The organism is Bradyrhizobium diazoefficiens (genome assembly GCF_016616885.1).
Lineage (GTDB): Bacteria > Pseudomonadota > Alphaproteobacteria > Rhizobiales > Xanthobacteraceae > Bradyrhizobium > Bradyrhizobium diazoefficiens_F.
This window is the reverse complement of sequence record NZ_CP067102.1, coordinates 1745292-1764670: the sequence shown is the minus strand read 5'-3', so window position 1 is coordinate 1764670 and position 19379 is coordinate 1745292. Positions and strand designations below refer to the sequence as shown.

The window sequence follows — 19379 nt, the reverse complement described above, 5'->3', positions numbered from 1 at the left end:
CATGAGTGCCGCAAAGCGGATACAGGCGGAGTCGGGTAGTCGCCTTGACGAAGACGCGGCCGGCAGACGCTTGCGTCCGAAAACAGTGATACTGAATGTCACCATATTACCGTTGGCAATTCGTTTGGACAATGGGCGATATCTACCTGCTTGGTACCCTGGATCAGCGTCATCGCAATGTTGCTGACCACATTTGGTGCTTTGGACCGCAACAACGAACTTGCGTCTGAAGCAGGGATTGAGGGCCGTCCGATATTTGCTCTCTTGGGACGCAGCCATCGACCCCATTGTTCAGGCCTTGCCAAAACCAGCAACTGCTTTGACTTCTAAGTACTCTGCGAGACCGAATCGCCCACCCTCTCGGCCGTTGCCCGATTGTTTGTACCCGCCGAATGGCGCATCTCGGCCGAACGAAGCGCCTTGTAAGGATACATTACCAGCTCGAATTAGTCGGCTAACCTTGCGTGCACGATCTAAGGAACCCGAATATACGTAAGCGGCCAGGCCGTACGGCGTATCGTTGGCAATTCGGATGGCGTCGGTATCGTCTTCCGCACCGATAATGCTGAGAACCGGCCCGAAAATTTCCTCACGCGCTACGGTCATCTCGTTGGTGACGTCCGCAAAAATCGTTGGACGGACATAGAAGCCCTGATCCAGGTCCTCGGGGAGGCCTAGACCGCCGGTGAGCAACGTCGCTCCCTCGTCTAGTCCTTTTTGGATGAGCGCTTGTATCTTGCTCCATTGAGCGCGGTTTACCACTGGTCCAATTGTGGTGCCTTCCGCGCGAGGATGGCCAACCTTCACCTTTGCCGCGGTCGCTTTCGCGATTTCAGATACTTCCGCCATTTTGGAGCGGGGCACGATCAAGCGCGAAGGCGCACTACAAGTCTGGCCAGAATTCAGAAATATTTGGGTGACGCACTCACTGACAGCCGCTTCCAGGTCAGCGTCGGCGAGAATGAGGTAGGGCGACTTGCCCCCGAGTTCTTGACTAACGCGCTTTACGGTCGTGGCAGCACGGTTGGCGACATCGATCCCGGCCCGGGTCGATCCAGTGAAGGATATCATGTCAATATCGGGGTGCTCGCTCATCGCGGCGCCCACCTGTGTGCCCAGGCCGTTAATTAGATTGAAGACGCCTTTGGGCACCCCCGCTTCGTCAAGGATCTCGGCAAATATCAGTGCAGAAGTGGGAGTGAATTCCGAAGGTTTAAGGACCATGGTACAGCCAGCAGCCAGTGCAGGCCCCACCTTGCAGGCAATCTGGTTCATCGGCCAGTTCCAAGGTGTGATCATGCCGACCACGCCGATCGGCTCTTGAAGAACGACTGCCCCGTCGATGCGCTCCTCGAAAGAGTAACCCTCAAGCACTTTGAGCGTTGTTACGAGGTGGCCGAGACCGGATTTGGCTTGCATGTCTTCTGCGATCCGAAGGGGGGCGCCCATCTCATCAGAGATAGCTTCACCGATTTCCTTCAAGCGGCGTTTGTAAATTTCGATAATTCGCGACAACAGCAAGATACGGTGTTCGCGGCTACTATTTGAAAAGTCCTCGAATGCAAGCCTACTTGCTATCACCGCCTTGTCGACGTCGGCTTTTGACCCGAGTGCGACGTCAAACATTTGCTGTGCTGATGCCGGATTGATGAGCGGCATAGTCTTTGTAATGACAGGGTCCACCCAAGCGCCATTTATGTAAAATTTCAATCGATTGACCACGTTACCCTCTGAGTTGGAACTGCCATGCCGGCTTCATCGCCAATCGACTGCTCGATACTGTCCCCTCGGCGCTCACATCAACAAGCACTCACTTTCAAGTTGGACTTGCTTCTTGGCCGATGAGTCCTCCGAGCGCGGCGAGCCGCTGCATGTGGTGGTCTGCATCGCCGAGCAACTTGTCCAGCATGGTCGCGTGCTTGAAATAGTGGCCGACGCTGTACTCCATTGTCATGCCGATGCCGCCATGCAGCTGGATCGACTGCTGTCCGATCAGCTTGGCCGACTGGCCGATCTGGGCCTTGGCCGCCGAGATCGCCCGTTCGCGCTCGGCCGCGCCGTCTTCGCTCACCATCATCGTAGCGTACATCGCCATGGAGCGCGACTGCTCCAGTTCGATCAACATGTCGACCGCCCGGTGCTGCAGCACCTGGAATGAGCCTATCGTCGTGCCAAACTGCTTGCGCGTCTTCAGATACTCAAGGGTGGTGGCTTGCATTACCGCGAAGCAGCCGACCGCTTCGGCGCACAGCGCTGCGACCGCCTCGTCTGCAACCCGCGTGATGACCGGGAAGGCACCCGCCGGATCGCCGATGACATCGGCTGCCTGGACGCGCACATTGTCGAGTGTGAACTCGGCCGCGCGCAGACCGTCCTGTGTTGGATAGCCGCGGCGGGCAACACCGGGCGCACTACTGTGAACCAGGAATAGGCCGATCCCATCCTTCTCCCGCGTATCCCCGGCCGTCCGCGCCGATACGATGATCCTATCGGCCGCCTCGCCGTGGAGGACGAGCCCCTTGATGCCGTTCAAAACCCACTCGTCCCCGTCCTTCTTCGCCTGCGTTTGAACGTCGAAGAGATCGTAGCGCGACTGTGGTTCGGCATAGGCAAAGGCGAGCTTCATGCGGCCTTCCGCAATTGCCGGGATCATCTCGGCCTTTTGCGTTTCGCTCGCTCCTTGCCGCAGGATGCCGCCGGCGAGCACCACGGTCGCGAAATAGGGTTCGAGGATCAGCGCCTTGCCGAAGGCCTCCATGACGATCATTGTCTCAATCGCGCCACCGCCCAAGCCGCCATGCGCCTCGGAAAACGGCAATGCCAGAAGCCCGAGTTCAGCATAGCGCGCCCACATCGCCTCGCTATAGCCGACCTTTTCAGCCTGATACTTACAGCGATCGTTGAAGCTGTAGTTGTCGAGCATCACTCGCTCAACGCTATCCTTGAGGAGTTGCTGCTCCTCGGAATAATCAAAGTCCACTGCTGAAACTCTCCTGAATGGGCCTCACAGGCCTAGGATCACCTTGGCGATGATGTTCTTCTGGATCTCATCAGAGCCTCCGTAGATCGGCACTTTGCGCACGTTGAAATAAGCCGGCGCAATTGGTGCGGCCCAATCGGGCCCGATCGGCGGCTCCTTGCGCTCGATCTCCTCGTCCGACTGATACGGCAACGCGTAGGGGCCGACCACGTCCAGCAGAAGCTCCGCAATCGCCTGCTGGATTTCCGAGCCCTTGATTTTCAGAATCGAGCCCGCCGGGTCGGCCGTTCCCTTCTGCCGTTTCGATCTGTTGGAAACAACCCGAAGCTGCGTCATCTCCAGCGCCTTCAGCTGGACCTCGATGCTAGCCACCCTCTTGCGGAAATCCGCCTGGTCGATCAGCCGCTCGCCTCCAACCCGCGTGCGCGCAGCAAGCTCCTTGATGCGGCCCATCCGCAACTTGGAGATACCCACGTAGGTGATGTTGTAGCGTTCGTTGCCCAGGAGGAACTTGGCGTAGTCCCAGCCGCGGTTCTCTTCGCCCACGAGGTTCTCGGCCGGAACGCGGACGTCCTGGAAGAACACTTCGCAAACCTCATAGCCGCCGTCGATCAGCTCGATCGGACGCACCGTTACGCCAGGAGACTTCAGATCGATCAGCATAAAGGAGATGCCCTGCTGCTTCTTCTTCGCTGTCGGATCTGTCCGCACCAGGCAAAAGATCCAGTCGGCATACTGTGCGCCCGTGGTCCAGGTCTTCTGCCCGTTGACAATATAGTGGTCGCCATCTCGCACCGCCCTCGTACTGAGCGCGGCGAGGTCGGATCCGGCTCCGGGCTCGGAGAAGCCTTGTGCCCACCAGTCCTCGAGCGTGGCGATTCGCGGCAAGAATCGCTTCTTCTGCGCCTCACTGCCGAAGGTGTAGATGACGGGACCGCCCAGGTCGTAGCCGCTGCCGGCCGGTTCGGGCGCCGGCGTCTGGCCGATCTCCTCAGCGAAGATGTACTGCTTTACCGGGCTCCAGTCCGTGCCGCCATATTCGACCGGCCAGTGCGGCACGCTCCAGCCCTTCTCGGCGAGGATCTTTGTCCACCGCAGCTTGTCGTTCTTGCTGGGCTGTCTGCCTGCGATGAGCTTCTCCCGGATGTCGGCAGCCACTGCGGAGCGGAGAAAAGCCCTGACCTCGTCTCTGAAGGCGAGTTCATCTTCGGTAAAGCTCAGATCCATCGTTTTGCTTCCTTCGGTGCAAATAAGTTCGCCAAGGCCAACAACACCCACCAGAGAAGATTGCCCCCTCGCAATGCCTCTTAGCGTGTGTGGCCTCGACGAGTGTTCGTCAAACTTTCTGCGGCGTTTTCCTGGTGATGAGGCAGTCGACCGCGGTCAGTCCGGTACCACTGGCGGCAAGGATGATGGGATTGACGTCGATCTCTCCGATCTCGTCGGCAAGATCGCTGCAGAGCGCGCTGAACTTGACGATGCAATCGGCGAAGGCCTCGAGGTCCGGCTTTGCCCCGCCCCGCGCGCCCCGCAGAACGCTCGCGCCGCGCAGTCGCCCAAGCTCCGCCTTGACTTCGGCCGCATCGAAGGGCGGCATCAGCGCACGCACGTCCTTCAGCGCCTCCACCCAGATGCCGCCCAGGCCGAAGACGATCACTGGCCCGAATTGCGGGTCGAACGTCGCACCCAGCATCATTTCGATGCCGGGCTTGGCCATCTCCTGCACCAGCGCGCCGGCGATGTTCGCTTCGGGACATCGCGATCGCACCGAGCCCACGATCTGTTCGAACGTTGCGGCAGCCTGCTCAGACGAGGAGATGTTCAGCGCGACGCCGCCAACATCGGTCTTGTGCACTATGTCCGCTGACTCGACCTTCATCGCCACAGGAAAGCCGAGATCCTGAGCGACGCGCGCCGCCTGCTTCGCATCCGTCGCCAGCGCTTCGCGAGTGACCGGGATGCCATAGAGCGCAAGCAAGCGCTTGCCCTCCCGCTCGGTCAGCACGTCGCCCTTGGCCTCGCGCAGGATGCGCACCGCCTCCGCATAGCAGGCGCTGCGCTGGCCGCGGTGCGCGGACAGGCGATTGCCGGGTTTGCGCGTGCGCTGGAACTCGGCATATCCGATCAGTGCGGAGAGCGCCTTCAGTCCCGGGCCCACACCTTGCAGGAAGGGCATGCCATCGAATTCGGCTCGAGGCTCAAGCATCGGGTTTTGTGGGTCGCGCTCGGGATAAAATTGGCCACCCACGAGGCTCATCACAGAAAACACCACATCCGGTGCCGTCTCTGCGACGCGCCTTAAGACGTGCCCGACGGGCGACCCCATGTCGATAGACGAAGCGAAGTCGCCGCCCCAAACGATGACGTCATAAGCCTCGCAAGTAGCGAGTTCCCTCAAGGAATCATCGACGATGCGTGTTTCATAGAAGGCCTGGCCCGTGAGATCGAGAGGGTTATTGACTGTGCCGTACTCGGGAAGAATAGCCTCGAGTCGAGCCTTCACCGCTACAGGGACCGGAGGGAACTCAATGCCGCAAGACTCGGCCACATCGGACAGAAGGCTGACCGCCGCACCCGACGACGACGCGAAGACCACCCGCCGGCCGCGCGGCCGCTTGGTCGTCGACAGCGCGGCCGCGGTCTCGATCAAGTCATCAGGGGTGTCAACCCGAACCACACCCAGCTTCTTCAGCACGGCGTCGATCGCCACGTCTGAGCCCACCAGCGAGCCGGTATGGGCTAAGGCACCCTTGCGAGCCCCCTCAGAGCGGCCAACCTTGATCATGACGATCGGCTTGTTATTGTCCGCAGCGCGCTCGCAGGCCTTGATGAATTCCAGAGGACGCTTGATTTGCTCGCAATAGCAGGCGATGACACGGGTGTCCTTATCCTCCGCGAAATAGTTGATGAAATCGGCGACGTCGACGCAGGCTTCGTTACCTGTCGTGACGAGACACCTAACACCGATCCCCCGACCGGCCATCGGCATGAGCAGTCCAGAGGAAAGCATGCCGCTTTGCAGCACCAGGCTGACTCCGCCCGCCTTCAGGGTTGCTGGTTGGCATGTCATCGCCAACGCTATCAGCCCGTTCGCAGCGCTCATTAGCCCAACGCAGTTTGGACCGACGACTGGGATGCCCGTCCGCTCGGACCACTGTATAAGCTGGCGCTGCCTCGCGGCGCCATTACCGCCTTCTTCCGCGAAGCCACTCGAAACGATCTCTACTGCCGCGACCTGAGCGGCTTCACAATCGTCGAGAACGGCTTGTATGCTGTCGCTGCGTACGCCGATCACGACCAGGTCGACCGGGAATGGGATGGCTGCGAGGCTTTGGAAGCACGGTACTCCTTCGATCTGGTCGTATCGCGGGTTAACCGCAGCAACTTGGCCTGAGAACCCCCATTTTTTGAGGTTTCTAAGGATGCTCGTGACATAGCCTCCCTTGGGGGAAGCTCCCACGATAGCTACGGACTGCGCTTGGAAAAGACGGTCGATAGCGTCGACTCGTTGCAAATCAGAGTGTGCGGACATGGCTCGCTGACTAAATTCGTGGGTTGGAAAGATGGTGTGTTGTGGGTACGACGCGAATATATGTCGTACCCACGCATAACCGCCGCAAAAAACCGGCCATAAGCTAGGAAATTCTGCGAAATGGCGGATTTCGACGATGATATCGAGCCATGTTGATCGGCGCTCCGGTCAGGGATTTGTTATACCACGGAAGGCGCGAGACCCCAGGCTCGGTCGCCACGGTTAGACAAGCTGCCGCCGCGGCTCGGTTCGAAGAACACGTTCCGCTGCAGGCTTGCCCATCCGATGCGCGCCGGCTTTGCGATAAGCGCCACGATGGCGACATTGCAATGGGCGCGGGCCACCAAGCCACGCAACCATTTTCCGAGATGCGCGGCGCTCTTGGCGAGGGACGGCAGTGCGGCCCGCGTGCCGTGAATCGGCAGCATGCGCAGCTATTTGTTGCCGCGCTTGGTAGTGCCGAGAAGCTTCAACTTCCCTCCTGTTGTAGCCTGTCTGGGGACCAGTCCCAGCCAAGCGGCGAACTTGCGACCGAGCCTGAGGGCGCTGCCGTCGTCGATCGCGGCTATGAGCGCGGTGGCGTTGAGCACGCCGATGCTAGGAATTGTAACGAGGCATTGGAATGCCTCATCCGCGCAGACATGTTCCTTGAACCAGCATTCAGTGCCGCTATGTGCCGATCGAGCTGTTACTATTCCTCGCGCATCTCGATTACCAGGTGCGCATGCGGCCGTTGATATCGAGGTCATCACCGGGCAGCATCTTGTCGAGCGCCCGATCGAGCTGCCGGGGTGCCTTGGCTATAACCTGGTCACGCTCGAGCAGGAACGCCCGCAACTGGTTTGATCAGCGTGTTGCGCGCGTTGACCCGGCGCGAGCGCACTCCGTGCAGTGATTGCAGGTCGAGCTGATCAGCGCTCTTCAGTTCTACGAACCGCATCGTGGGCCGCGCCACAACGCAGCGTGGCAGACCGGATGCAAACTGAACGACGGTCTTATGGCGCATGCGCCGCCTGCTGCACCGGTTCTTGGCCAGATCGATTCCAGGATCACCATATTCATGGCTCGCTTCCTTTTGACCTTGCCCCCAAGTTTTATCCAGCTCTGAGTTCGCCCTTGCCGTTGGATTTGCCCTGCTGGGCGGTGGAAGCGACGGGAGCTGGCGCGGAGCCTTCGGCATAGCGCAGCGCCAGATCCCGGCGCGGGTGGCAGGTCATGGCGAACTCGGATGGAGTTTTCCATCCGAGCTGCGAGTGCGGCCGTGTGTCGTTGTAATCGGCCCGCCAGCATCCAAGCGCGACGCGGGCTTGAGCCAGTGACGTGAACAGCGTCTCGTTCAACAATTCATCCCGCAGCCGACCGTTGAAGCTCTCTATGAAGGCATTCTGCATTGGCTTGCCCGGCGCGATGTAGTGCCATGCGACACGGCTCTGGTCAGCCCATGCGAGAATGGCGTTGCTGGTGAGTTCGCTGCCGTTGTCGCTGACCACCATCTTGGGTTTGCCACGCTCGATCACCAGTCGGTCCAGTTCTCGCACCACGCGGACACCGGAAAGCGAAGTGTCGGCCATCAGTGCCAGGCACTCGCGGGTACAATCATCGACGACGGTCAGGATGCGGAAGCGGCGACCGTCGGTCAGCTGATCCGACACGAAGTCGAGCGACCAGCGGTCGTTCGGCGTCATCGGAACCAGCATCGGCGCCCTGGTCCCAATGGCCGCTTGCGGCCACCACGGCGGCGCACCGTCATCTCTTCCCGATAGAGACGGAAGAGCTTTTTGTGGTTGATCAGATATCCCTCCCGCTTGAGCAGAACATGCAGCCGTCGGTAGCCGAAGCGGCGGCGTTCCTGGGCAATCGCCCTCATGCGCTCGCGAAGGCTGGCATCGTCAGCGCGGGTTGTCCGATATCTCATGGTCATGCGGCAGCAGCCGATGGCTTTACACGCTCGCCGTTCGCTCATCCCGTGGGCATCCACCAGATGAGCGACAGCTTTCCGCTTCCCCGCGGGCGTCACCACTTCTTTCCCAAGAGGTCCTTCAGCGCCGCATTGTCCAGCATGGCGTCGGCCAGGAGCCGCTTCAGCTTCGTGTTCTCGTCCTCCAGCGTTCTCAGCCGCTTGGCCTCGGAGACGTCCATCCCGCCGAACTTGGCCTTCCATTTGTAGATGCTGGCGTCGCTGACGCCGTGCTTGCGGCACAGATCCGAAACCCCGGCCTCGTGCTCCTTCGAGATCCCGATGATCTGCTCTTCCGTAAAACGATTGCGCTTCATGCTCTGGTCCTTCGTCTTGGGCCAGAGCGAACTTCAAACTGGATTAAGCCCGTGGGGGGTCACTTTCTTTCCAACACCAGGATCCTAGCTGATGCCTCTCGGGAGGAGCGGGACCATCCCATAAAAGCCGGTGCCGCCAAGCGATGATAGCAGCGACCTACTCGTGCCGGCGGTGCTTACGGTCGCACTGTTCTAGACGACCTGCGCAGGCAAATGGCGAGCTTGCAAGACGCTCCGGCCGGGTGCGGGAGGACACCGAAGACCGTACACTACATCAAAATGCGGTGCTACCATCTTGCCGATCTGGCCCATCCCCAGTCGTTGGACGCATATTCGGCATCGACGATCTCGTCAACACAGCTTGCACAAATTTGACTCGCCGTTAGCGAGCCGCACCCCACACTGGATACACTCTGACCGACGGGCTTACGGAACTATCGCACCGATGTAGGCCAATAACTCGGCCTTGGTCGCTCACCGCTTGTTCGCCAGTTGATGGGGTAAGGTACGAACAAATGGACGGCTTTGTCCCCGCCGTACTTCAGCCGCGTCCCCTTCGGTAACCAAATAACGTCGCCCAACTTGGCTTCCATGACGCGACTGAAATTTTCGCCCGTCACGGCTCGGAAGGTTCCACTGAGACCAACGGATGCTTGGTCATATTTTGTCGTCCACTCGATAGAGCAACCGTCGAAGGTAGCCATCGTCGCGCCGAGTGTGTTACTGATCGCTGGACCGATCAAACTACAAGTAGATGCATAGCCACCGGCAAGAACCTGCATCTGGTAGAAGATCATTGACGAGGCTGGGAGATGGAGCACCTCAGTGGTCGGCTTCACCTCATCATTGGCATCCCCACGTGTTTCCCAATCAACAGGATAAAGTGAATAGAACACCTTAGCCTGTTCGCCTTCATATTTCAGGCGAGTTCCCTTTGGCAGCCAGATCACGTCACCAAACCGTGCCTCTATCACGCGGCTATAGTTTTCCTCTGTTAGTATCCGAAAAATTCCACTCAGAACCATGACGATCTTGTCGTATCTCGTTGTGGACTCAATCGAGCAACCGTCATAGGTAGAAACTCCCACGCCCAACGTCTTGCTGGTGTTTGGACTGAGCAATTGGCAATTTGAGGCGTGGCCAATTCCATTGCAATTCACTTGCGAAAAGACCATGTCTTCGCTTTTTAGAAGGAATGGTTCGATCATCGTTGTCCTCCGTTCAACTAGCTTCAGATTTTGAATTTTGCGTTCGACGAGATGTAACTCACTTTAATCCGCTGCCAGGAATGCTCTGCGGCTACCGAGTCCCCACCGCCTCGTCCAAGTCGCCCATGGCACCCCGGGTCCCAGCTTGATGTTCTTCCGGGCACGACCATTCGGCCCTATTCACAAATAGGTTAGTCCGCCAGGCATTCCGCCAAATGGCAGTGGCTGTTAGGGAGTAGTGCTTGTGGCGCTACACACGCTGGCTTTGGCGGCGAACACCGAGACGCTGGAGATGGTTTCTGCATTGGTTGTTCCTACCACCCCAACTGTTGCGGGTTTCGGATCCCCTGCGGCGATTTAAATCTCCCGTGTCGGCTCTTGACTATCACATCTGTACTTCGATCAAGCGAGGCCCCGGCTCGCGGATTGCTTCTTCGAGGGCCTTGTTGAACTCGTCCGCCGTCGTGATTGCGCGACCGGGAACGCCCATGCTCTTGCCAAGCGCAACAAAGTCAATGGTTGGCCGGTCGAGCTGAAGCATGTCCTGCGCACGCTTGCCAGGCTCGCCTGCGCCAACATTGTCGAATTCACCGCGCAGAATTTGATAGCTCCTATTGGCGAAGACGACGGTCACGACTTCGAGTCCCTCTCGCGCCTGCGTCCACAGGGACTGAATCGTATACATTGCGCTGCCGTCGCCGACTAAAGAGATAACCTTGCGGTCCGGGCAGGCCACAGCTGCGCCTGTTGCAGCCGGCGTTCCAAAGCCGATTGCGCCACCCATGTCTTGCAGCCAATCGTGGGGTGCGGCAGCTCTCGTCGGCTGGACTAAGTTGCGTCCGGCAGTGACGGACTCATCCACCACAATGGCGTTTTCTGGCATCGCGCACGCGATCGCTTGTGCAATCGAGTTCAGCGTCAACGGACCCGTCGGTTTAATCAGTTCGACGTACGCTTGCGGCCGCACGTCTCTTGGCGTCGCGTGAAGCGCGTGCGCCAAAGCCTCCAGTGCCGCCACCGAATTGTCGCCTACGGCGGTCATGCGGTGAACCTCGCACCCGGCCGGTTTGAGCACGCTCGGCTTGTTTGGATAGGCGAAGAATGCCACGGGGTCAGCGGCCTCAACCAACACGATGCTCTTGAAATCCTTCAGGGCCGAAAGCGCCTGGTCCACAACGTAAGGGATTCGGTCGATCGCGAAACGACCCCTACCACGTGCAATTCGCGAATTTTGGGTTGGACTCATTACCCTGCAGCCCGTCTTGCCCGAAATTTGCGCTGCCAGCGCCAGCCCGCGCTCGGTTAGTGCACTGCCGGCAAGCAAGAGTAGTGTCTGCGCACTGCGACCCAGCACTTTTGCCGCGTTATCCACTGCCTGAGGCGAGTAGCTTGAAGTCTGCGCTGCCGTCGGTACCTGGGCGACTCCCTCGGCCTCGTTCCATGCGGTATCGGCAGGCAGAATAAGGGTTGCGATCTGTGGTGGAGAACTCTTAGCGGCCGCGATGGCCGCAGCACCGTCTCGCGCGACCGACTTGGCATCCGGCGAGGTGCGTACCCACGCCGAGGTATGCCCTGCCAGCCCCTCGATATCCGAAGTTAGAGGCGCGTTGTAGCCGATGTGATAGCCCGCATGCTGACCGACGATGTTTACTACGCCGGAAAGCGCCTTTTTGGCGTTGTGCAAATTAGCAACCCCGTTTGCAAGACCAGGGCCGAGATGCAGCAGCGTCGAGGCCGGCGTGCCCTTCATTCGGAAATAACCGTCTGCTGCGCCTGTCACAACGCCCTCAAACAGACCGAGAACGCATCGCATCCCTTCGACTCTGTCCAGAGCCGCAACAAAATGCATTTCTGAGGTGCCGGGATTGGCAAAACAGATATCAACGCCGCCCCCCACAAGCGTTCTCACAAGGCTTTCCGCACCATTCATTGCATCCACTCCAAAAGTTTCATGCACGCACCAACGATTCGATAATCTACTTTCGCGCGCTTGATCCGACCAGTCATCTCACGCTCCAGGATATTCTTACATTCTATAGATTGGTTTGAGATCGATTTGGCATCTCGACGCCGAAAATCTGCGCAGTTAGCAATGTAGGCGCGCGATTTTGGCGCGATCGAACAGAGATGTCCTATGCTATGTCGCCAGCGAAAGTGAAGAATACGCGTCGCTACTTGCACCGTGAAGACGTTCGGTCAGATTGAACGAGGTGCGGCACGATGCAATTGCGTGCTGTGCGAGTGTCGCACCTCGCTCTTTGCTCTGACCAGGAGAGAGCGGTGACCTACGGCAATTGCGGCCCGCTCTCCAATAGCAGCAGATTGTGTATATGCTCGCGCCGCGACTCCTTGCTCAAGAATTGGGCAGCGAGGCGTTACCACTTCGAACGAGGTCACCTAACATCCATGCCAGCGCGCGGCTCGCTTTTCGGCAAAGGCACGCGGCCCCTCCTTGGCATCCTCGGAACCACGCAGTCTCTGGTAGACGGCACACGCATCGCTCCGCATAACTCGATATGCTTCGGGCAATGGCAGGTTTTCAGTCTGCAGAAGTATCTCCTTGTAAGCGCCAATTGCAAGCGGCGCGGATGCACAGACGCTCTCAGCAAGCTGCCGGGCGCGCGGGAGCACCTCCGCCGCGGAGGTGACGGCATTTACGAGGCCACGAGTGAGCGCCTCGCTCGCGCTCATCCGGCGGCCGGTGAAAAGCATCTCCATCGCAATAACATGCGGCAGGCGGCGCGGCAGGTGAAAAACGCCGCCGGAATCTGCAATGACACCAAGACGTGCTTCAGGGAGAAAAAATTCGGCATGCTCCGCGGCTACCACGAGATCGCAAGCGAGCACCAGTTCGAAGCCACCTCCAGCTGCGAGGCCATTCACGGCGGCAATTACTGGTTTGCCGACATCAAACAACTCGGTGAGCCCAGCGAAGCCGCCCGGGCCCCAATCACGGTCGGGCGACTCAACGGCGCCACTCTTGAGATCCCAGCCTGCCGAAAAGAAGCGCTCTCCAGCACCAGTGACAATACCGACACGCAACGAAGGATCATCACGCAGTTCGATGAACACTGCGCCAAGTGCTCGGCTTGTTGTCGCATCAATCGCGTTTGCGCGCGGTCGGTCCAATACGATTTCGAGAACAGGCCCATTGCGTTGGGTACGCACACTCGTCATCTCTACTTCCTTTCCACCTTATCGGAAATGCAGGAAGATGTCCTGCAACTCTGATTGATGTTGGCAGGCATTGCGGAGCGAAAAAATGCCCCGACCTCGTCTCTGAAGACAAGTTCTTCCTGATAACGCGCAGATGCATCATTGCTTCCTCGAGCAACCTGGGTGGAGGCGCTCAACAACATGCGTGCATTGATGCCGCCCTTCGATGCGGCCGATGTCCGCGTGGAGCTCGAGCAGCTGCGCGGTGCGAGTTCTGCGCGGTGCGCGACTCGGGCGGACCTCCAGGCTCCATCTGATCTTGCATCGCAACTGGGAAACGCAAGATCCTGTGCAACGCGTCGTCTGCTTCGCATCTGTTTCCAGAGCCTCGCGAGGGCCGGGAGCGCCTTAGAGCGCAAGCAAGCGCTTGCCATCGCGCTCGGTCAACCCAGTGGCGTCGCGCATGATGCGCACCGCATTCGCATAGTAGGGCCGCGCTGATCTCGGTGCGAGGATAGGACATTGCCGAGCTTACTCGTGCGCTGGAACTCGGGATGCCCGACGAGTGATAGCGCGTTGAGCCTCGGATCCGCACCGGGGAGCTGCCACGATCCTGAAGAGCCAGTCGAATATTTTCGCGGCGCGAGCCTGAAGGGTACATGGTCGACGAGCTCGGGTGCTCCCGGCAGCACGCCATCAATGTGCATATCCCCGGGCTTTTCATGATGTTTAGTCATTCCGTTCCCGCGCGCAGTTGCGTTGCGACGGCCAATCTGGGCGGACTATGGGCCCATCAAGGGCGCGATATAACGCGCCTACATGCTAGCGATGGGCTTTGCAGGGATCAGTCAAATTTTGCGGATAAAAATGTAATTTTCAGCGAAGTTGCGCCACCGAACGCAGGTTTTCACCATAGAGAGGTAGTATATGGACCCAACGGAAACACAAGCACACACATACACACGAAAGGTCTCATGTGCCGATCCGTAACTGCCGCGAGACGAAAGCCAAAACGCGGTATCGATACTGAGCGCGAACCGATGCGCCGAAGAGCTTGGTACATCAAGGCTAGTCAAAAGCGGCTGGGTTGAATACCAGAAGATTCGCCTATACGCGGATGGCCTGTAGCTGCAAGGCGTTGCGGCAAGCTCAGTCGTCCTAGGGTTGTATCGCCCGCCATACGTTGGAGCATTAATCATGGCACAAACAGTGCAAATCGATTCGGGTACAAGTGAATTGCTGGCTGAAATCCGTGAGCGCGTGGCCGTTGTCACGCTAAATCGTCCGGAGGCGCGGAACGCGATCTCCGATGGAATGCTCGCAGCGTGGGAGAACTTGATTCCACGTTTCGGTGAGGATTCGCGAGTTGGTTCAATCCTTATCATGGGCGCACAAACCGCGTTCAGCGCGGGGGCCGATGTGAAAGGCTTTGGCCAGAACTCAGGGCTGGCCGAAGTAACATTCGAACAGCGGGTGGCTGGCCAACGCGCCTATCACCGCAGGCTGATCGGTTCCCTCATGTCGGTCCGAAAGCCGACTGTTGCAGCCATCGGAGGCCCCGCCGCGGGCGCCGGCCTTGCGGTCGCGCTCTCCTGCGACATGCGCATTGCTGCAGAGTCAGCCGTTCTGACGACAGCATTTGCACGCATCGCTCTATCCGGGGATTGCGGTATTAGCTGGCTGCTGACGCGGCTGGTCGGATTCGCCCGCGCCCGCGAACTGATGTTTCTCTCCGAACGCATCGATGCACAGCGCGCGGCAACCATCGGCCTCGTTAACCGCGTTGTGCCCGCCACTGATCTTGGCGAGACGGCTTTTGGCCTGGCCGCTTCGCTGGCGGCGGGTCCCACATTCGCATTCGCCCGTATGAAGGATAGCTTGGATCACGCCGTGACCTCTAGCCTCGCGGAATCGATGGACTATGAAGCGGTCAATGTGATCATGACGGCACAGAGTCTCGACCATAAGGAGGGTGTGCGCTCGTTTATGGAAAAGCGAAAGCCTGCTTTCGAAGGGCGTTGACCTTCAATCTCGCACTGACCGCTCCCATTAAACTTTCTTCAGCGACGAATGCAGCCGGCGACAAGCTGTTCGTCGACTATGCCGGCGACGGCGTGCCGGTGGTGGTCGATCGCCTCACCGGTGAGCACAGAATGGCGCAGCACTTCGTCGCGGTGCTCGGCGCCTCGAGCTTCACCTACGCGCAGGCGACGTGGACGCAGGGGCTCGCCGACTGGATCAGCGCCCATGTTGGCGCCGTCGCGGCGATCGGCGGCGTACCGGCGCTGCTGGTGCCTGACAACATCAAGGTCGCGGTCATCAAGGCGCACCTGTACGACCAGCAGATCAATCGCACCTATGCGGAAATGGCGACGCATTACGGCACCGCCATCTTGCCGGCGCGGCCGCGCAGGCCGCGCGACAAGCCTAAGGTCGAGCAGGCCGTCCTCATCGTCGAGCCCGTCTGCGTCATCGCACCTTCTACAGCCTAGCCGAGGTCAATGCGGCGATCGGCGAACTGCTCACAAGGCTCAACGAGGAGCGGTCGATCCGACGGCTCGGCGTGACGCGCCGCCGGCTGCTCGAGGAGTCGACCGGCCGGCGCTCAAGCCATTGCCGGCGAGCCCCTACGTGCTCGCTGAGTGGCGGATCCGCCGCGTCAGCCTCGATTACCACGTCGAGGTGGAGAAGCATTGCTACAGCGTCCCCATCGCTTCGCCCGCGCCGAGGTCGAGATCCGGCTCACCGCCCGCACCGTCGAGATCTTCCACAAGGGCGAGCGGATCGCTGCGCATCAGCCCATGAGCGGCAGTCACAAACATGTCGACGAGGCAACGCGCGAGGTTATTCTAACAATCCATTGGGGCGGCGGTCAGCATTCACGGCTCCGCGTCCGTAAGCCGAAGACAGGCGAGCACGGATGCCGCACATCTGAGGAAGCGCTTGCCGTGATGCGAGCCATGGCGACCCGATGGTCGGACCAGGATATCGCCGCGTCGCTAAATCGGATGGGGATGCCGGCCGGCCAGGGCAAGACATGGACCGCGCACCGCGTCAGCTCGGTACGCAGGGTGAACGGCATTCATGCGTACTGTTCGGCGGAGAAGGACGGCAAATGGTTGACCATGTCGGAAGCCGCGGCAAAGCTTGGCGTGTCGCATCATCGGATTCGCCGCCTTTAAGGATCGTATTCTGCTTGCAAGTGGTACCTTGGCGCGCCTCATCAAAATTCGATCGTCTGATCTCGAGACCGATGCTGTGACTACCGCGATCCCGCGAACAGGTCGCCCGTGTCGCACCGATTCCGAGAATCAACTCCCAACGATTTCCAAACACTTGACGAGGAGGTACAATGAACAAGCAAGACCGCGCAGCACCCGTTCGGCGGCATTGTTCGTGAGGCAGATGCGCCCCTCATCAAAGAAGCGCGTGAAGCCTGCCCAGCGCTTGAGCATGTAGTCGATCGGCTGGGCGACGGGTTCGTGGCGCGAGAGCTTGGCCCGTTCGCCACGCATCCACTCTTCAAGTTCGGCGACGACCGGCGCGCTCCTTCGCTCCTGACGGATAGGCGCTGCTCAGCAGCCAGTCCATTGATATCACGCTCGATGTCGACAGGAGATCGTCGTCGGTGAAAAATCCTGAAGCAATTGAGCGGCAAAAGGAAAATGCCGGAATTTGCGGGATTGGATTTGCCAGCAACCGGTGCTTGGGAGGCGGTTTTCTTGCCAAATGCCCAGCCGTGCGGGAAGCGTCCTGTCTCGTAGGATCGTGTTGTCGAAGACACGAACCCTGAGACGAGGAGCTTCCCATGAATGTGCGTACCACGAACCGGTCGACCGTTGTCAAGCCGATCAGCCCGCTGCGGCGGCGCATGATCGATGACATGACGATCCGCAATCTATCGCCAACCACGCAACGATCCTACCTCCACGCAGTCGAAGCTTACAGCCGGTATTTCGGCAGGTCGCCGGACCAACTCGGCCTCGAAGATGTCCGCGCTTATCAAGTGCATCTTGCGGGCAAGGGCATTGCCTGGGCGACGCTGAATCAGATCGTGTGCGCGCTGCGGTTTCTCTATGGCGTGACGCTTGGCCAGGACGAGGTGCCTGAGCGCATTCCCTATGCCCGCAAGCCGCGCACTTTGCCTGAAGTCCTGAGCCAGGACGAGGTCGTACGCTTTCTCGAAGCCGTCTCGAGCCTGAAGTGCCGTATCGCGCTGACAACGGCCTATGCGACGGGGATGCGCGTCTCAGAAGTCACCGGCGTCGAGGTGCGCAACATCGACAGCGGCCGCATGGTCATTCGCATCGAGCACGGCAAGGGCGGCAAGGACCGCTATGTCATGCTGTCGGCGCAGCTGCTCGGCATCCTGCGCGCCTATTGGAAGCTCACACGGCCGCAACGGTTTCTATTCCCCGGTCGCGATCCGGACACGGCCATCAACGTCACGGTTCTGCACGCCGCCTGCCGATCGGCGTACGCGGCCGCTGGCATCGACAAGAAGGTCAGCGTTCATACGCTGCGGCACAGCTTTGCGACGCATCTTTTGGAACAGGGTACCGATATTCGCATCATCCAGGCATTGCTTGGCCACAATAACCTGTCGACGACGGCGCGCTATACGCGCGTGGCGACGACCACGATTGCGGCGACCGAGAGCCCGCTCGATCGCCTAAGCTTGATGGTCGTGCCGCCGTCGTAAGACGCATCTCATGTCACGGCCTGCGTTAGAGGTGGCGGATATTCTCCGCCGCCACGGCGACGCCTATCGCGAGATCAATGCCGGGCATCTGAGCCGGGGCCAGCTCAAGGTCATGGGAGCGGTTCGCGCGTGCCGGACGGCGGCGCTTGGCGGGCACGTCGAGCGCTGTGGCGACTGCGGTCACAGCCAGATCGCCTACAACAGCTGCCGCAATCGGCACTGCCCGAAGTGCCAGGCCGGCGCCGCGCATAAATGGCTCGAAGCACGGCAGGCCGATCTGCTGCCGGTTGAGTATTTCCACATCGTGTTCACGCTGCCAGCGCCGCTTCGGCCGATCGCCTATCAGAACAAGGCGGTCGTCTACGCCATCCTGTTCGAGGCGGCGGCCGAGACGTTGCGCACGATCGCCGCCGACAAGAAGCACCTCGGCGCCGAGATCGGTGTGACGATGGTCTTGCACACCTGGGGTCAGACGCTCACGCACCATCCGCGCCTCCACTGCATCGTGCCGGGCGGTGCCTTTCGTCCGGCGCGGCGCGTTGGATCTCTTGCAGGCCAGGCTACTTCCTGCCCGAACGCGTGCTGTCGCGCCTGTTCCGCCGTTTGTTCCTGACGAAGCTCATGGTCGCGCATAAATCGGGCAAGCTGCGTTTCTCGGGTGATCTGGCCGGGCTCTCCGACGCCAATGTGCTCGCCAAGCTACTCGCTCCTCTGCGCCGGATCGAATGGGTCGTGTACGCCAAACGCCCGTTCGCCGGTCCCGAGCAGGTGCTCGCCTACCTGAGCCGCTACACGCACCGTGTCGCTATTTCCAACCGCCGTCTCGTCGCTTGCTACGGGACCCGCGTCACCTTCACCTGGAAAGATTACGTGCACGGCGCCGCACCCAAGTGCATGACGCTCGACGCCGCCGAGTTCATCCGCCGTTTCCTCCTGCACGTCTTGCCCGACGGGTTCCAACGCATCCGGCATTATGGCTTTCTCGCCAACGGCCACCGCCGCGTCAAGGTGGCGCTGATCCTCAAAATTCTCGACGCAAGGCCAGGGGCGACGCCAGCGCCCACCGCCGAGGATGAGCCGCCACATGTCAATACGGCAGAACCAAAGACGCCCTCCTGCCCCTGTTGCGGCGGCGCGATGAGTATCGTCGAGATCCTGCCGGGCCCGCGCCGGCATCACCGAAGGTTCGACAGCTCATGACGACACCGCGCTCGAGCGGCCCAAACATGCTGCGGTTGGTCCGCCGCCGCGATTGCCGAGCCATGCTTATACCTCTACCGGCCGTCGATTTTTGGGCTGATGGCAAAGCCGGGACATGCGCCGTTGATCGTGGGGGCGGCCGCTGCGGCCGTAACCAGCATCCTGGTCAGCCAACGCCACGCCTTGAAAGCCCTGCGGCACGCGATCAATCCCCATAACTGCCGCCAACCGTGGCCCGCGGTTCAGCTCAATCCGGTTTCTATGAGGTCGCCGACCACAACTGCCGCACGGTCATCGTCTTGCGACCTCACAGAAACCTCCAGATTC

At 59.9% G+C, this 19379-nt stretch carries 9 protein-coding genes and 5 pseudogenes; 4 read left to right on the top strand and 10 right to left on the bottom strand.

Going from position 1 to position 19379, the window contains the following annotated elements; genetic code table 11:
- Positions 1 to 291 precede the first annotated feature (291 nt).
- The 9 genes and pseudogenes from JJC00_RS08180 to JJC00_RS08130 all read right to left on the bottom strand — a co-directional run bounded on the left by JJC00_RS08180 (position 292) and on the right by JJC00_RS08130 (position 13171).
- Complete coding sequence (locus tag JJC00_RS08180; RefSeq protein ID WP_200472123.1) at positions 292 to 1722, bottom strand: aldehyde dehydrogenase family protein; 1431 nt, start codon at positions 1720 to 1722, stop codon at positions 292 to 294.
- Positions 1723 to 1816: 94 nt separating this feature from the next.
- Positions 1817 to 2980 (bottom strand): acyl-CoA dehydrogenase family protein, encoded by a 1164-nt coding sequence (locus JJC00_RS08175; RefSeq protein ID WP_200472122.1) that lies wholly within the window; start codon positions 2978 to 2980, stop codon positions 1817 to 1819.
- Positions 2981 to 3004: 24 nt separating this feature from the next.
- The gene (locus JJC00_RS08170) at positions 3005 to 4207 is read right to left on the bottom strand and encodes an acyl-CoA dehydrogenase family protein (RefSeq protein WP_200472121.1); all 1203 of its coding nucleotides are present in this window, start codon (positions 4205 to 4207) and stop codon (positions 3005 to 3007) included.
- 109 nt (positions 4208 to 4316) lie between these two features.
- Positions 4317 to 6512 carry an acetate--CoA ligase family protein gene (locus JJC00_RS08165; protein WP_200472120.1) on the bottom strand — a complete coding sequence of 732 codons (2196 nt, stop codon included), beginning with the start codon at positions 6510 to 6512 and terminating at the stop codon, positions 4317 to 4319.
- A 179-nt stretch (positions 6513 to 6691) separates the two neighbouring features.
- Positions 6692 to 7518: pseudogene (locus JJC00_RS38915) on the bottom strand (IS110 family transposase).
- 88 nt (positions 7519 to 7606) lie between these two features.
- Positions 7607 to 8786: pseudogene (locus tag JJC00_RS08145) on the bottom strand (IS3 family transposase).
- Positions 8787 to 9220: 434 nt separating this feature from the next.
- Positions 9221 to 9994, bottom strand: a complete 774-nt coding sequence (locus JJC00_RS08140) for a hypothetical protein (RefSeq protein WP_200472116.1) — start codon at positions 9992 to 9994, stop codon at positions 9221 to 9223.
- A 385-nt stretch (positions 9995 to 10379) separates the two neighbouring features.
- Positions 10380 to 11924, bottom strand: coding sequence for an acetolactate synthase large subunit (locus JJC00_RS08135; RefSeq protein ID WP_200472115.1), 1545 nt, complete (start codon positions 11922 to 11924; stop codon positions 10380 to 10382).
- Positions 11925 to 12391: 467 nt separating this feature from the next.
- Positions 12392 to 13171, bottom strand: coding sequence for an enoyl-CoA hydratase-related protein (locus JJC00_RS08130; protein WP_200472114.1), 780 nt, complete (start codon positions 13169 to 13171; stop codon positions 12392 to 12394).
- 1176 nt (positions 13172 to 14347) lie between these two features.
- Here JJC00_RS08130 and JJC00_RS08125 point away from each other — a divergent pair.
- Both JJC00_RS08125 and istA read left to right on the top strand, forming a co-directional pair.
- Complete coding sequence (locus tag JJC00_RS08125; protein ID WP_200472113.1) at positions 14348 to 15172, top strand: enoyl-CoA hydratase-related protein; 825 nt, start codon at positions 14348 to 14350, stop codon at positions 15170 to 15172.
- A gap of 47 nt (positions 15173 to 15219) precedes the next feature.
- Positions 15220 to 16329: pseudogene (gene istA, locus JJC00_RS08120) on the top strand (IS21 family transposase); the annotation flags it as partial.
- A 180-nt stretch (positions 16330 to 16509) separates the two neighbouring features.
- Here istA and JJC00_RS08115 read toward each other — a convergent pair.
- Positions 16510 to 16760 (bottom strand): annotated as a pseudogene (locus JJC00_RS08115) (IS66 family transposase); the annotation flags it as partial.
- A 198-nt stretch (positions 16761 to 16958) separates the two neighbouring features.
- Here JJC00_RS08115 and JJC00_RS08110 point away from each other — a divergent pair.
- Entirely contained in the window at positions 16959 to 17852 is an 894-nt protein-coding gene (locus JJC00_RS08110) for a tyrosine-type recombinase/integrase (protein ID WP_349643535.1), read from the top strand.
- Between the two features lie 10 nt (positions 17853 to 17862).
- Positions 17863 to 19052: pseudogene (locus JJC00_RS08105) on the top strand (IS91 family transposase).
- Positions 19053 to 19379 lie beyond the last annotated feature (327 nt).